Genomic DNA, 14,253 nt, shown 5'->3' on the forward strand with positions numbered 1-14,253 from the left:
GATGGCCCAGGCTGGACGCAAATCCCGCAAGATCGACGATCCCAGCGATCTGGAAGGCGCCGAAAAGGCCGCCGTGATCCTGCTCGCGCTGGGCGACGAGCAGCGCCGTCTGTGGGAGCAGATGGACGACGAGGAGATCCGCATCATCTCCCAGGCCATGGTTCAGCTGGGCAACGTCACCGCCGCGGCGGTGGAGAAGCTGATCCTGGAGTTCGTCGGCTCGATGAGCTCGACCGGCTCGATCACAGGCTCGGTCGAACAGGCCCACCGCATCCTCGCCTCCTTCCTGCCCGAGGAGAAGGTCGAGCAGATCATGGAGGAGCTGCGCGGCCCCGCCGGCCGGACCATGTGGGACAAGCTGGCGAACGTGAACGAGGTGGTGCTGGCGAACTACCTCAAGAACGAATACCCGCAGACCGTCGCGGTCGTGCTGTCGAAGGTCCGCCCCGACCACGCCGCACGCGTGCTCGCCGCCCTGCCCGAGGATTTCGCCCTCGAGGTGGTGATGCGCATGCTGAAGATGGAGCCCGTCCAGCGCGAGATCATCGAGAAGATCGAGGAGACGCTGCGCACCGAGTTCATGAGCAATCTGGCCCGCACCTCCAAGCAGGACAGCCACGAGCTCATGGCCGACATCTTCAACAATTTCGACCGGCAGACCGAGAACCGGTTCCTGGCCACCCTCGAAGAGCGCAATCGCGACAGCGCGGAGAAGATCCGCTCGCTGATGTTCGTCTTCGAAGACCTCGGAAAGCTCGACCCGCAAGGCGTGCAGACCCTGCTGCGCCAGGTGCCCAAGGACCAGCTGGGCCTGGCGCTGAAGGGCGCGTCGGACACGCTGCGCGACCTGTTCTTCTCCAATATGAGCGAACGCGCCGCGAAGATCCTGCGCGAGGACATGGCCTCGATGGGGCCGGTGCGCCTGAAGGACGTCGATCAGGCCCAGCAGACCATGGTCAATCTCGCCAAGGACCTCGCCGCCAAGGGCGAGATCCTGATCGCCGAAGGCGGCGGCGAAGACGAGCTGATCTACTAGGGAGGGGCGAGAATGACCAAATCCTTCAAGCCCTTCGCCTTCGACCGCGAGTTCGCCGCGGACGGCACGGTTCTGCGCGACGGCGAGAAGATCAAGCGCGTGCTCACCGAAGCCGAAGCCGCCGCCATGGCCGAACAGGCCGCCACCGCCGCCCGCAAGGGCGAGGAGGCCGAAGCGGCGCGCGCGAGCGCGGATGCGCTCAAACAGATCGCCGCACGCCTGCAGGCGCTGGTGGGCCGGCTGAGCGCGGAATCCGACGCCATGCGCGAGGATGCGGTCCGCCTGGCGCTGGCCGCGGCGCGCGCGGTCGCGGGCGCGGCGCTCGACAATTACGCCGCCGACACCGTCGAGCAGTGCGTGCGCGAGGCGCTGTCCGATCTCAGGGCCGAGCCGCGCATCGCGGTGCGCGTGGCCCCGGCTCTGGCCGACGAGATCGCCGAGCGGCTCTACCAGTTCGCCGAGCGCGAGGGGCTTGAAGGCGCGGTCGTGGTGCGGGCGGACGACGAATGCGGCGCGGGCGACTGCGTCATCGAATGGCGGGCGGGCGCGATCGAACGCACCCAGGCCGATATTGAGGCGCGCATCCAGAGCGCAGTGGAAAACTGGCTGGCGAGACCGGCCGAAGAGCGCGACGCGGGCGATGACGCCGGCGGCGCGGCGGCCTGAGGGCTGAAGGAGCGAGACCATGAACGACGACGATCTCAATCTGCCCGACCTGGCCGGGAGCCAGCCGCAGGGCGGCGCTGAGGACGATCACGGCGCGGGCCCGCCCGCCTCGCTGATCGAGGAAGAAGTGCGCACCGCGGTCGATCTCGCGCCGGTCTTCGACGTGCCGGTGAACATCTCCGCCGTGCTGGGCAAGGCGCATATCGACGTCAATTCGCTTCTGCGCCTCACCTCGGGCTCGGTGCTCGAACTCGACCGCAAGGTCGGCGAGGCGATCGACATCTACGTGAACAACCGGCTGGTCGCCCGCGGCGAGGTCGTCGTGGTCGACGACCGGCTGGGCGTGACCATGACCGAAATCATCAAGGACGGGGACGCGGCGTGAGCCGCCGGGCCGAAGAAAGGAACTGAACCATGCGCGTTCTGATCGTCGGAAGCCTCGGCGGACAGCTTTCCACCGCCACCAAGATCGCCATGGATCGCGGCGCGAAGGTCGCCCATGTCGACACGATCCAACAGGCGACCGCTCATCTCCGGGCCGGGCGCGGGGCGGACATCCTGCTCGTCGATGTCGGCCTGGACGTCGCCGCCCTGATCGCCGCCAACGAGGCCGAGCGGATCACAGCCCCGGTCGTCGCGTGCGGGGTGAACGTGCGCCCCGAAGCGGCCGCAGGCGCGATCAAGGCGGGGGCGAAAGAATTCATCCACCTGCCGCCCGATCCCGACCTCATCGCCGCGGTGCTCGCCGCGGTGGCCGACGACGACCGTCCGCTGATCGCGCGCGACCGGGCCATGCTCGACGTGGTCGCGCTGGCCGAGCGGGTCGCCGCGTCCGACGCCAGCGTGCTGATCACCGGCGAGAGCGGGGTCGGCAAGGAGGTTATGGCCCGCTTCGTCCACAATAAGTCCAAGCGCGCCGACAAGCCCTTCGTCTCGGTCAACTGCGCCGCGATCCCGGAAAACCTTCTGGAATCCGAGCTGTTCGGTCACGAGAAGGGCGCGTTCACCGGCGCCGTGGCCAGGCGCGTGGGCAAGTTCGAGGAAGCCGACGGCGGCACGCTGCTGCTCGACGAGATCAGCGAAATGGACGTGCGCCTGCAGGCCAAGCTGCTGCGCGCGCTGCAGGAGCGCGAGATCGACCGGGTCGGCGGGACCAAGCCGGTGAAGGTCAATATCCGCGTGCTCGCCACCTCCAACCGCGATCTGCGCGAAGCGGTGAGGGACGGCAGCTTCCGTGAAGACCTGCTGTTCCGCCTGAACGTGGTGAACCTCGCCGTCCCGCCCCTGCGCGAACGGCCCGAGGACGCGCTGGCGCTGGCCGATCACTTCTTGAAGAAATACGCCAAGGCGAACGGGGTGGAGTATCGCCCGCTCTCCGAAGCGGCGAAGGCCCAGGTCTCCAGCCGCGACTGGCCCGGCAACGTTCGCGAGCTCGAAAACGCCATGCATCGCGCGGTGCTTCTGGGCATGGGCGCAGAGATCACGCCCGACGCCATCCGCATGCCCGACGGCCGCCCGCTGGGCGCTTCGCCCTCGGTCGCCCAGAAGGCGCGCGAAGCCGCCGACGAAGCGATCAATCTGGTGGGCAAGACCGTGGCCGAGGTCGAGCAGGACCTGATCCTGGACACGCTCGATCACTGCCTTGGAAACCGCACCCATGCGGCGAACATCCTGGGCATCTCGATCCGCACGCTTCGAAACAAGCTCAAGCTCTACTCCGACGCCGGGGTCGACATCCCCGCCCCGGGCGAGACCCGGGCGGCGGGGTGAGATTGCATCGAGCGCCTGATGTCTCCCCCCGCCTGCGGGGGGAGTGGCCCGAAGGGCCGAGGGGGGCTGCGCCTCCCCTGAATGACCACGCCGCCCCCTCCGTCCGCTTCGCGGACACCTCCCCCGCAAGCGGGGGAGGACATCCCAGCCCATCGGACGGTTGCTGAATGGCCGACACGCCCGCCTCTTCGACCGCTTCGGGTCCGAACTTCGCCGCCTGGGGCAAGCGCCTGCTGCGCGGCGACGTGGCCATGGGCGTGGGCGTGCTTTTGCTGCTGGTGATGCTGCTGCTGCCGATGCCCAAGGCGCTTCTGGACATCGCGCTGGCGGTCTCGATCTGTTTTTCGGTGCTGATCCTGATGACGGCGCTCTTCATCAAGAGCCCGCTGGAGTTCACCGCGTTTCCGGCCATCCTGCTGATCGCGACCATGCTCAGGCTGGGGCTGAACGTCGCCTCGACGCGGCTGATCCTCAGCGAAGGATCGAGCGGCACCGAAGCGGCCGGCGACATCATCGCGGCCTTCGGCTCTTTCGTGATGCAGGGCAATTTCGTCATCGGGATCATCGTGTTCATCATCCTGGTGATCGTGAACTTCGTCGTGATCACCAAGGGTTCGGGCCGCATCGCAGAGGTCGCCGCCCGCTTCACCCTGGACGCCATGCCCGGCAAGCAGATGGCGATCGACGCGGACCTGTCCGCGGGCCTGATCACCGAGGAAGAAGCCAAGACCCGCCGCAAGGAACTCGAGGACCAGTCGAACTTCTTCGGGGCCATGGACGGCGCCAGCAAGTTCGTGCGCGGCGATGCGATGGCGGGGATCCTGATCACCTCGATCAACCTGATCGGCGGCATGATCATCGGCGTGGCGCAATCCGGCATGGCCTTCGGGGATGCGGCGAACACCTATTCCACGCTCACGATCGGCGACGGCCTCGTCAGCCAGATCCCCGCCCTGATCGTGTCGCTGGCTGCGGGCCTTCTGGTCTCGAAGGCCGGTGTCGAGGGCGAAGCGGACAAGGCGGTGTTCGGCCAGCTCTCGGCCAATCCGGCGGCCATGGCGATGGTGTCGGGCACGGCGGTGGCGGTGGGCTTGCTGCCCGGCATGCCCTTCATCCCGTTCGCGCTCATGGCGGCGGGATCGGGCGCGATCGCGTTTCTGAGCGCACGCGGCAGGACGCGGGACGCCGAGCAGGTCGCGCGCGAAGCCGTCGAGGCGTCGGAGAGCGAAGCGGCGAAGGCCGCCGAGGCCGAGCCGCCGATCCAGGACACGCTGCATATCGACGATCTGAAGATCGAGCTGGGCTATGCGCTGCTGCCGCTGATCAACGATGTCGAAGGCCGCCGCCTGACCGACCAGATCAAGGCGCTCAGGCGCAATCTCGCCCAAGAGACCGGCTTCGTCCTGCCCAGCGTGCGCATCGTCGACAACATGCAGATGTCCGGCGAGGACTACGCCATCAAGGTCAAGGAGATGGAGGCCGGCCACGGCGTTCTGAAAATGCGCCACCTTCTGGCGATGGACCCCACAGGCGCGCAGGTCGAACTGCCCGGCCAGCACGTCAAGGAGCCCGCCTTCGGCCTGCCGGCGACCTGGATCGAGGAAAACCTGCGCGAGGAGGCGACCTTCCGCGGCTACACGCTGGTCGATCCGGCCGCGGTGCTGGTCACCCACCTGACCGAGATCCTGCGCGAGAACATGGCCGAGCTTCTGTCCTACGCGGAGACCGAGAAGCTGCTCGACGCGCTCAGCAAGGAGCACAAGAAGCTGCTCGACGAGGTGACGCCGGGCCAGATCACGCGGGCGGGCGTGCAGCGAGTGCTGCAGAACCTTCTGAAGGAGCGCGTCTCGATCCGCGATCTCGCCGCGATCGTGGAGGGTATCGCCGAAGCCTCCGGCGCGACGCAGAATCTCGACGCGATCACCGAGCATGTCCGCACCCGGCTGGCCCGGCAGATCTGCTTCGCCAATCGCGGACCCGACGGTCTGCTGCCGGTGCTGTCGCTGACCCCTGAATGGGAGCACGCCTTCGCCGAAGCCCTTGTCGGAGAGGGCGAACGCCGCCAGCTTGCCCTGGCCCCGTCCAAGCTTCGCGACTTCGTGGCGCGCGTGCGCGACGCGTTCGAGCGGGCCGGGGCGGCGGGCGACGTGCCGGTCCTGCTGACCAGTCCGCAGGTCCGGCCCTATGTGCGCTCACTCGCCGAGCGGTTCCGGCCGCAAACGGTGGTGATGAGCCAGAACGAGATCCATCCCGGCGCGCGGCTGAAGACCGTGGGCCAGGTCTAGGGGGCGAGGCATGCGGCTCAGGACCTTCACCGGTCAATCGCTCAGCGAGGTGATGAGCCGGGTGCGCCGCGAGCTCGGCCCCGACGCGGTCATCGTCACTACCGCCGACGCGCCCGGCGGCGGAGTGGAAGTGCGCGCGGCCGCCGAGCGCGGCGCAGTGCGCAGCGCGGGGGAAACCGCCGACGTGGCGCTGGCCCGCCGCGACGCGGACCGTCTGAAACAGCGCGGCGACGCCGCCGAAGGGCTCAACCGCATCGCCCGCGCCCTGCAATGGCATCAGGTGAGCGAGACCGCCGCCGAAGCCCTGATGGGCGCGGCGATGAAGCTCGAGGACGGCGAGGCGACCGCCACGCTCGCCCGCGCGCTCGACCATCGCTACGGCGTGCACCCCGCGGAGATCGACCATGACCGGCCGCTGCTGATCGCAGGGCCTCCGGGCGCAGGCAAATCCTCCGCGCTGGCCAAGCTCGCCGCGCGTGCGGTGGCTTCGGGCGGCGCGCCGGTGATCATCTCCGCAGATGCGCGCGCAGGCGCGAAGGAACAGATGTTCGCCTATGCGACCGCACTGGGCTGCCCGTTCGAGGCGGTGGACGGGCCGCGCGAGCTTGAAGCCGTGCTCAATCGCCTGCCCGACGGGCCGGTGCTGATCGACAGCCCCGGCGTCAATCCGTTCGAGCTCGACGATCTCGACGACCTGTCCGACCTCGCCGAGGCCGCAGACGCGGAGATCATCGCGGTGATGGAAGCCGGCATCGCGCCCGGCGACGCGGAAGACGCCGCCGCCCTGTTCGCCGCGATCGGCGCGGGCCGGGTGATCGCCACCAAGATCGACGCCGCGCGCCGTCTGGGCGCGCTGATCGGGTTCGGGGAAGCGGGCCTGGCTTACGCCCACGTCTCCGCCTCGCCCTATATCGGCGCAGGCCTGGCGCCGGCGACCGCGCTGCGGCTCGCCCGGGCGCTTCTTGAAGACACCGGCTGGGAGGACGAGGCGTGAGCGCGCTCGCACAGGAAGCCGAAGCGGCTCGCTACGCCCCGCGCCGCGCCGGACCGGTGATCGCCGTCGCCTCGGGCAAGGGCGGGGTGGGCAAGACCGCCGTCGCCGCAGCCCTGGCCCAGGCCTTCTCCCGGAGGAAGGCGCGCACGCTTCTGGTGGACGCCGATCTGGGCATGGCCAATGTCGACGTTCAGCTGGGGCTCGACACGCGCGGCGATATCGGCGGCGTGGTCGCGGGCCGCATCACGCTTGAAGAAGCGGTCAGCGCGGCCTGCGGCGGGGCGGGCAAGCGCGGCGGGTTCGACGTGATCGCCGGGCCCTCGGGCTCTGCGGCGCTGGCCGATCTCGACGTCTCGGCGGTGGGCCGGCTCGCCGCCGGCATGGCTGCGGCCAGCCTTGATTACGACCGCATGATCGTCGACCTCGCCGCCGGCGCGGAGCGCTCGACCGTCCGGCTGGCCGCGGCCGCCGACGACGTGGTGATCGTCATCAACGACGAACCCACCGCGCTGACCGACGCCTACGCCTTCGTGAAGACGCTTCGGATGCGCGACGAAGGCGCCTCGCCCTTCGTGGTGGTCAACAATGCGCCGGACAAGGACAGCGCCAAGCGCGCCTATGCGATCTTCGCGCGGACCTGTTCGAGCTTTCTGGGCTTCACCCCGCCGCTCGCCGGGTTCGTGCGCCGCGATCCGCATGTGGGCCTGGCCATCCGGGCGCAGGCGGCGCTAGCGGACCGGTATCCCGACTGCGAAGCGGCGAAGGATATCGCCCGGCTCGCGCGGGCTCTGGATGAGGGCGTCGAACCGGCGTAGGCTCGTCCGCTTACGGGTCGGGGGGCCTTCATGACGGACACCAACGCCTTCACCCTGGTCGCAGACGGGTTCACCGCCTTCGACGTGCTGTTCACCACCGCGGCGAGCCTGGTCGCGGCGCTATCCATGCGCCGGTGGAACCAGCTCATGGGCGCGGCGCTGATCGCCTACGGCGTGGACGTGGCCCTGCGCTTTGCGATGAACTTCATCAGCGCAGGCGACATGCCGGCGAACTTCGCGCTCGAACTGGCGCTGGCGCGCATGGACATGCACGGCCTGGCCGCCACGCTGCGGCCCTTCATCTATTTCGGCGCGATCGCGTTTCTCTTCGGGCTGAAAAAGCGCTACTCACCGGGCTGAAGCGGCGCCTCGACACCGCCGCGTTATGCGTTTGAATTATTCAGACGCAGCCCGAGCCCGGACGTCCGATGACCGCCAATCCCGAGAATTTCTTCTACCGCGAACGCCGCCTGCCCCCTTACGTCTTCGCCGAAGTGAACCGGCTCAAGCTCGCCTATCGCAAGCAGGGCCGGGACGTCATCGATTTCGGCATGGGCAATCCCGACCTGCCCCCGGCCAAACACATCATCGACAAGCTCGCCGAGGTCGCCGCAGATCCGCGCGCGCACCGCTATTCCGCGAGCCAGGGCGTGGCCGCGCTGAGAAAGGCGCTGACCCGGTATTACGCAAGGCGCTTCAATGTCGAACTGGATGCGGACCGGGAGGTCTGCGTCACGCTGGGCTCCAAGGAGGGGCTGGCGAATCTGGCTCAGGCGATCACCGCGCCCGGAGACGTGATCCTGGCGCCCGACCCCAGCTACCCGATCCACATGTTCGGCTTTCTGATCGCCGGCGCGGTGGTGCGTCCCGTGGGCTTCAAGGATCCCGAGGACTTCCTGCGCGAGGCGGCCTACGCCTGCCGGCGGTCCATCCCCAGCCCCGGCGCGCTGGTGCTGAACTTCCCATCCAACCCGACCGCCCAGGTCGTCGGGCTCGATTTCTACCGCGAGGCGGTCAAGCTCGCCAAAGCCCACGACCTCGTGCTGATCTCCGACCTCGCCTATTCGGAAATCTATTTCGACGGAAACCCGCCGCCCTCCATCCTCGAGGTCGAGGGCGCGAAGGACGTGGCGGTGGAGTTCACCTCCATGTCGAAGACCTATTCCATGCCCGGCTGGCGGATCGGGTTCGCGGCCGGATCGAGCCGTCTGGTCGACGCGCTCAAGCGCGTGAAGTCCTATCTCGATTACGGCGCCTTCACCCCGGTCCAGATCGCCGCGGTCGCCGCCCTGGACGGCCCGCAGGACCATGTCGAATATGCGCGCAAGACCTACAAGGCGCGCCGCGACGTGATGATCGAATGCTTCGGCCGGATCGGCTTCGAGGTCCCCTCCCCGCCTGCGACCATGTTCGCCTGGACCCCGATCCCCGAAGGCTATCGCGAGCTCGGCTCGGTGGAGTTCTCAAAGCTGCTGCTTGAAAAAACCGGCGTCGCGGTGGCGCCCGGCCTGGGCTTCGGCGAACGCGGCGACGGGCATGTGAGGCTCGCCATGGTCGAGAACGAACAGCGGATCAGACAGGCGGCGCGGCAGATGAAGGGGTTTTTCTGAGGGGGGCTTAAGCGCGTTGTCTCCCCCCGTTCACGGGGGGAGCGCCCCGGACTTGTTCCGGGGCGAAGGGGGCTGCGCCAACGTCAGGTCTGCGCCGCCCCCTCCGTCCGCGTCGCGGACACCTCCCCCCGCAAGCAGGGGAGGACAAGGCTACTCCGCCGCCATCGCCACGGCTTTCCCAGACCGCACCAGCCGCCCGGGCCTCGCGTCTGTCACCTGATCGTTCTCCACCACGACCTCGCCCGAAACAATCGTCGCGCGATAGCCTTCGGCGTCCTGCAGGAGGCGTTGGCCGCCGGCGGGGAGGTCCTGGACCAGGCGCGGGGCGTGAAGGCGCAGCTTCCGATAGTCGATGACGTTGAGATCGGCCTTGAGGCCCGGCCTGATCCGGCCGCGATCGGGCAGGCCGAGATAATCGGCGATGTCTGCGGTCAGCATCTGCACGGCGCGTTCGAGCGCGATCTTTTCGCCGCGGGTCCGGTCGCGGGTCCAGTAGCTCAGCAGGTAAGTCGGAAAGCTCGCATCGCAGACCGTGCCGACATGCGCGCCGCCGTCGGACAGCCCCATCATGGCGAGCGGATGGTCCATCATCGCCTTGACGTTCTCGTAGCTGAGCTCGGTGTAGTTATAGATCGGCAGGTAGATGAGCTCGCGGCCGTCCCGCGCGATCACCGTGTCGTAGAGCTGCTCCCAGACCGACACGCCGCGCGCCCGCGCCTTGGCCGCGATGGAGGCCTCGGGCGGCTGCTCGTACTCGGGGTTCTCCGACAGGGTGAAGAGCTTTTCGGCGACGAAATCCATGTTCTCGACCAGCAGATCCGCGATCGGCGGGATCGAGCTGCCGGGGCCTGCGAGCCTGTCTGATTTCTGGCCCAGCGCCTTGGCCTTGAAGGCCGGCTCGCTCATCACCTTCACCCGCTCGTCGAGCGGCAGATGGGCGATCTCCTTGTAGGCGGGATAGCCCATGAAGGGGTGGAAGGTGCATTGAAGGCCCAGGAACACGCCGATGGCGCGCGGCGCGACCTGGGCGCGCACGGTGAAGCCCTCGGCGTCGAGTTTTTCGAGGCCCTTGAGGATCTTCTTCCACTGGTCGGGCGCGAAATCGCGCTGCATCACCGAGATCGAGAAGGGCCGGCCGCCGGCCGCCTTCACATAGGTCTCGATGACCTCCCACTCCTTGGGGAATTTCTCCGCGTCGCGTTCCAGATCGAAATCTGAGACCGCCTGGATCACGCCGTGAGACCGTCCCTTGAAGGCTTCGGCGATGCCGGCGAGCTCTTTCGCGGTGGCTTCGCTGGCGGGCGTCCATTCGCCGTCCGCGGTGCGGTGAAGATCGCTGCGCCCGGTGGAGAAGCCGATCGCGCCCGCGTCGAGGGCTTCGGAGACCAGATCGCGCATCTTCGCGATCTCCTCGTCGGTGGCCTGTGCATCGAAGCTCGCGCGCTCGTCCATCACGTAGACCCTGAGCGGGTCGTGACCGACCATGGCGGCGACGTCCATGGTGCGCGGCGTGCGATCGAGTGCGTCGAGATAGTCGGGAAAGCTCTCCCAGTCCCAGCTGAGCCCCTCGGCCAGCGCGGTGCCGGGAATGTCCTCCACCCCTTCCATCAGCTTGATCAGCCGCTCATGGTCGGACTTGCGCACCGGCGCGAACCCGACCCCGCAATTGCCCATCACCGCGGTGGTCACCCCGTGCCGGATCGAAGGCTCCAGCCGATCGTCCCAGCTCGCCTGACCGTCATAATGGGTGTGCGCGTCCAGAAAGCCCGGCGTGACCAGAAGGCCGGACGCGTCGATCGTGCGGGCCGCCTCGCCGGGCGCATCGCCCACCGCGACGATGACGCCGTCGGTGATCGCGACATCGCCGGTGAACGGCGCGCCGCCCGAACCGTCGACGATGGTCCCGCCGGTGATCTTGAGGTCGTAGGTCATGAGCAACCTTCCTTTCGCACGCTCGGAAGTCTGTCTTCCCTCCCCTTGACGGGGAGGGTGTCCGCGAAGCGGACGGGTGGGGTGGGGACGCACGCGCCTCGGTCCGCCGGTGTCGGCGCAAACCCCCACCCGGCCCGGACCTGCGGTCCGGTCCACCCTCCCCGCAAGGGGGAGGGAAGGCGAAAGACCCCGCCGATCATTCCGCCAGCTCCGGCTTCGCGCCGGACAGGCGGGCGTCGTAAAACCGGAACGCGCCGGCCAGGCCCAGCCCGGCGACGAGGTGCCAGATCGACCACATGCCGACGATGGCCGCCGCCCCGCCCAGCCCGTCGAACTGGCTGAGAAGGATCACGAGGCCCAGGCCTGCGTTCTGTATGCCCACCTCGAAGGTGAGCGCGCGGCGGCGCGGCGCGGAAAAGCCGATGAGCCGGCCCGAGACCGCGCCGACGCCGAACGCCATCGCGTTGTGGATCACCGCGATGGTGAAGACCGTCCCGGCCGTTGCGGTCAGAAGCGCCCAGTTCGCCCCCAGCCCGCCCAGCACCATGCCGAGAATGCCCAGCAGCGCTGCGGCCATCAGGGCGGGCCGGATGCGCGCGGCGGTCTTGGGAAAGCGTGCGGCGACCGCCATGCCTGCGACCAGCGGGACCGCGAGCAGGATCATGGTCTGAGCGATGAAGGGAAGCGGGCTGACGTTTATCTGATCGACAAGCGCGTCGGCGGGCGCGTAGAGACTGGTCCACAGCACGATGGAGACCGGCGTCGCGAGCGCGGCGAGCAGGCTGGAGGTCGCGGTCAGCGAGACCGACAGCGCGGTGTCCCCGCGCGCGAGATGAGCGAAGAAGTTCGACACGTTCCCGCCCGGGCAGCACGCCACCACGATCATCCCCAGCGCGATCGAGGGGACCGGATCGATCACTTGAATGAGCGCGAGCGTGGCGGCGGGCAGCAACACCATCTGGGCTGCGGCGGCCCCGAGAAAGCGCACCGGTTCGGCCTTCAGGAATGCGAAATCGGACACCCGCAGCGACAGCGCCACGGAGAACATGACCATGGCCAGCACGGCCGGCAGGATCACCGATCCGCCCGGCGCGAGCTCGATCCGCGCCGCATCGAGCGCGGCTGCGTCCATGGTCTCCTCCCTTCGCCGCCGGCGGGCTCATGATCGGCCGCGCAGTTTTCGAACAGCGTTCACCGCCCAGCATGACCGAGGAGGCGCCGCGCTGTCGAGGGCGGAAGGCCAGCCGCCCCGGCCTTGCGCAGCGCGGCGTTCTCTGGTGCTCTCGGGCGTGATCCCTCGGGGAGGAGTTATAATGTTACGTTTTCTCGCTTTTTCGTCCGCCGCCGTCCTGACCGGCGCCCTTATCGCCGCCTGCGATCCGCCTGCGCCCGAGGCCGAAGGGCCCGAGGACGCGGTGTCCGAAACCGGCTCAGGGACCGCCGACGCGCCTGATCGCGGCGAGGCCGGCATGTCCGGCGTCAGCCGCAGCGCGGACGGGATCGAGATCGCCTACACGGTCCCGGCCGACGAATGGCCCCATCACGCCGAGACCGATCCGGAGATCACCGAGGAGGACTTCGCCTATCGCATCGCCACCCTGGCCGACGAGCGCTTCGGCGGGCGCGGTCCGGCGAGCGAGAAGGGCGAGCCGGCCGCAGACTGGATCGCCACCGAGATGGAGCGCGCCGGGCTCGAACCGGCGGGTCTCGACGGCACATGGTTCCAGCCTGTCCCGCTGATCGAGACGACGCTTCAGGAAGACCAGTCCGCCTTCGAGATCACCGTGAACGGCGAGCCGATGGGGCTGCGCGTCGGCGAAGACGTCACCTACTGGAGCCAGAACCCCGAACAGTCCGTCAGCCTTGAAGACAGCGAGCTGGTCTTCGTGGGCTACGGGATCGTCGCGCCCGAATACGGCTGGAACGACTATGAGGGCGTCGACGTCGAGGGCAAGACGGTGGTCATGCTGATCAACGATCCCGGCTTCGCCGATCCCGACGCGGGCCGGTTCAACGGCCGGGCGATGACCTATTACGGCCGCTGGACCTACAAGTTCGAGGAAGCTGCCCGCCAGGGCGCGGAAGGCGCGATCATCGTGCACCAGACCGCGCCGGCGAGCTATCCCTGGGGCACGGTCCGGGCGAGCTGGTCGGGGCCTCAGTTCATCCTCGCCTCGGGCGCGGACCAGGATTACGTCGACGTGCAGTCCTGGATCCAGGAAACGGTCGCCTACGACCTGTTCGAGGCGGCGGGGCTGAGCTTCGACGAGCTGGCCGAGCAGGCCGCAGCGCCGGGCTTCCGCGCGGTGGAGATGAACGGCGCCACGCTGTCGGCTTCGCTCTCCAACGAATTGCGCGAGCTGAGCTCGCGCAACGTGGCGGGCATGATCGAAGGGTCCGAGCGGCCCGACGAGTACGTCCTCTTCATGGCCCATTGGGACCATATCGGCGAGCGGCTGAACTTCGCCGGCGAGGACCAGATCTATAACGGCGCGGTGGACAACGCGACGGGCACGACCGCGATCATCGAGATCGCCGAGCGCTTCGCCAGCGCGGACACGCGGCCTGAACGCTCTGTGATCTTCGTGGCGGTGACCGCCGAGGAGCAGGGCCTTCTGGGCAGCGAATTCTACGCCCAGGAGCCGCTGGTTCCGCTGAACCAGACCGTGGCCGGGTTCAATTTCGACGGCATGCTGCCGATCGGGCCGACCGCCGACATCGTGGTGATCGGCCGCGGCTCGTCCGAGCTCGAAGACATCCTCGAGGCCGAAGCGAACGCGATCGGCATGGACGTCACGCCCGATCCCGAGCCCGAGGCGGGGTATTTCTACCGCTCCGACCATGTCACGCTCGCCCGGCGCGGCGTGCCGATGCTTTATGCGGACTCAGGCTCCATCCACGCCGAGCGCGGCGCGGAGTACGGCGCCCAGGTCGCCGCGGGCTATCGCGCGGACCGCTATCACAAGCCGTCTGACGAATTCGACGGGGCCTGGGACATGCGCGGCTTCGTGCAGTCGACGCGCCTGATGTACGACGTCGCCCGCGAAGTCACCGACAGCGAGGCCTGGCCGAACTGGTACGAGGACAACGAGTTCCGCTCGGTCCGCGACGCGATGATGAACGACAGCGAGTAGGCGGAGAGCCG

At 68.4% G+C, this 14,253-nt stretch carries 12 protein-coding genes; 10 read left to right on the top strand and 2 right to left on the bottom strand.

Going from position 1 to position 14,253, the window contains the following annotated elements; translation table 11 throughout:
• The first annotated feature begins 1 nt into the window (after position 1).
• The 9 genes from fliG to ABL308_01770 all read left to right on the top strand — a co-directional run bounded on the left by fliG (position 2) and on the right by ABL308_01770 (position 9,176).
• Entirely contained in the window at positions 2–1,036 is a 1,035-nt protein-coding gene (gene fliG / locus ABL308_01730) for a flagellar motor switch protein FliG (protein XBQ16605.1), read from the top strand.
• Between the two features lie 12 nt (positions 1,037–1,048).
• Positions 1,049–1,702 (top strand): FliH/SctL family protein, encoded by a 654-nt coding sequence (locus ABL308_01735; GenBank protein ID XBQ16606.1) that lies wholly within the window; start codon positions 1,049–1,051, stop codon positions 1,700–1,702.
• 19 nt (positions 1,703–1,721) lie between these two features.
• On the top strand, positions 1,722–2,087 hold the full coding sequence (gene fliN, locus ABL308_01740; protein XBQ16607.1) for a flagellar motor switch protein FliN: 366 nt from the start codon (positions 1,722–1,724) through the stop codon (positions 2,085–2,087).
• Positions 2,088–2,116: 29 nt separating this feature from the next.
• Positions 2,117–3,472: a sigma-54 dependent transcriptional regulator gene (locus tag ABL308_01745; GenBank protein ID XBQ16608.1), complete on the top strand. Its 1,356-nt coding sequence runs from the start codon at positions 2,117–2,119 to the stop codon at positions 3,470–3,472.
• A 167-nt stretch (positions 3,473–3,639) separates the two neighbouring features.
• Complete coding sequence (flhA, locus tag ABL308_01750; protein ID XBQ16609.1) at positions 3,640–5,757, top strand: flagellar biosynthesis protein FlhA; 2,118 nt, start codon at positions 3,640–3,642, stop codon at positions 5,755–5,757.
• 10 nt (positions 5,758–5,767) lie between these two features.
• Positions 5,768–6,751: a flagellar biosynthesis-like protein (FlhF) gene (locus ABL308_01755; GenBank protein ID XBQ16610.1), complete on the top strand. Its 984-nt coding sequence runs from the start codon at positions 5,768–5,770 to the stop codon at positions 6,749–6,751.
• On the top strand, positions 6,748–7,566 hold the full coding sequence (locus ABL308_01760; protein XBQ16611.1) for an AAA family ATPase: 819 nt from the start codon (positions 6,748–6,750) through the stop codon (positions 7,564–7,566). The genes ABL308_01755 and ABL308_01760 overlap by 4 nt, the downstream gene beginning before the upstream one ends.
• Before the next feature lie 30 nt (positions 7,567–7,596).
• Positions 7,597–7,926, top strand: coding sequence for a hypothetical protein (locus tag ABL308_01765; protein XBQ16612.1), 330 nt, complete (start codon positions 7,597–7,599; stop codon positions 7,924–7,926).
• 68 nt (positions 7,927–7,994) lie between these two features.
• Positions 7,995–9,176, top strand: a complete 1,182-nt coding sequence (locus tag ABL308_01770; protein XBQ16613.1) for an LL-diaminopimelate aminotransferase — start codon at positions 7,995–7,997, stop codon at positions 9,174–9,176.
• 150 nt (positions 9,177–9,326) lie between these two features.
• Here ABL308_01770 and ABL308_01775 read toward each other — a convergent pair whose 3' ends face one another.
• Both ABL308_01775 and ABL308_01780 read right to left on the bottom strand, forming a co-directional pair.
• Positions 9,327–11,108, bottom strand: a complete 1,782-nt coding sequence (locus tag ABL308_01775) for an amidohydrolase family protein (GenBank protein XBQ16614.1) — start codon at positions 11,106–11,108, stop codon at positions 9,327–9,329.
• A 196-nt stretch (positions 11,109–11,304) separates the two neighbouring features.
• On the bottom strand, positions 11,305–12,240 hold the full coding sequence (locus ABL308_01780; GenBank protein ID XBQ16615.1) for a bile acid:sodium symporter family protein: 936 nt from the start codon (positions 12,238–12,240) through the stop codon (positions 11,305–11,307).
• Between the two features lie 181 nt (positions 12,241–12,421).
• Between ABL308_01780 and ABL308_01785 the strand changes: the two genes are divergently transcribed.
• The gene (locus tag ABL308_01785; protein ID XBQ16616.1) at positions 12,422–14,242 is read left to right on the top strand and encodes a M28 family metallopeptidase; all 1,821 of its coding nucleotides are present in this window, start codon (positions 12,422–12,424) and stop codon (positions 14,240–14,242) included.
• Positions 14,243–14,253 lie beyond the last annotated feature (11 nt).

Origin of the sequence: Oceanicaulis sp. (assembly GCA_040112665.1) — a bacterium.
GTDB lineage: Bacteria > Pseudomonadota > Alphaproteobacteria > Caulobacterales > Maricaulaceae > Oceanicaulis.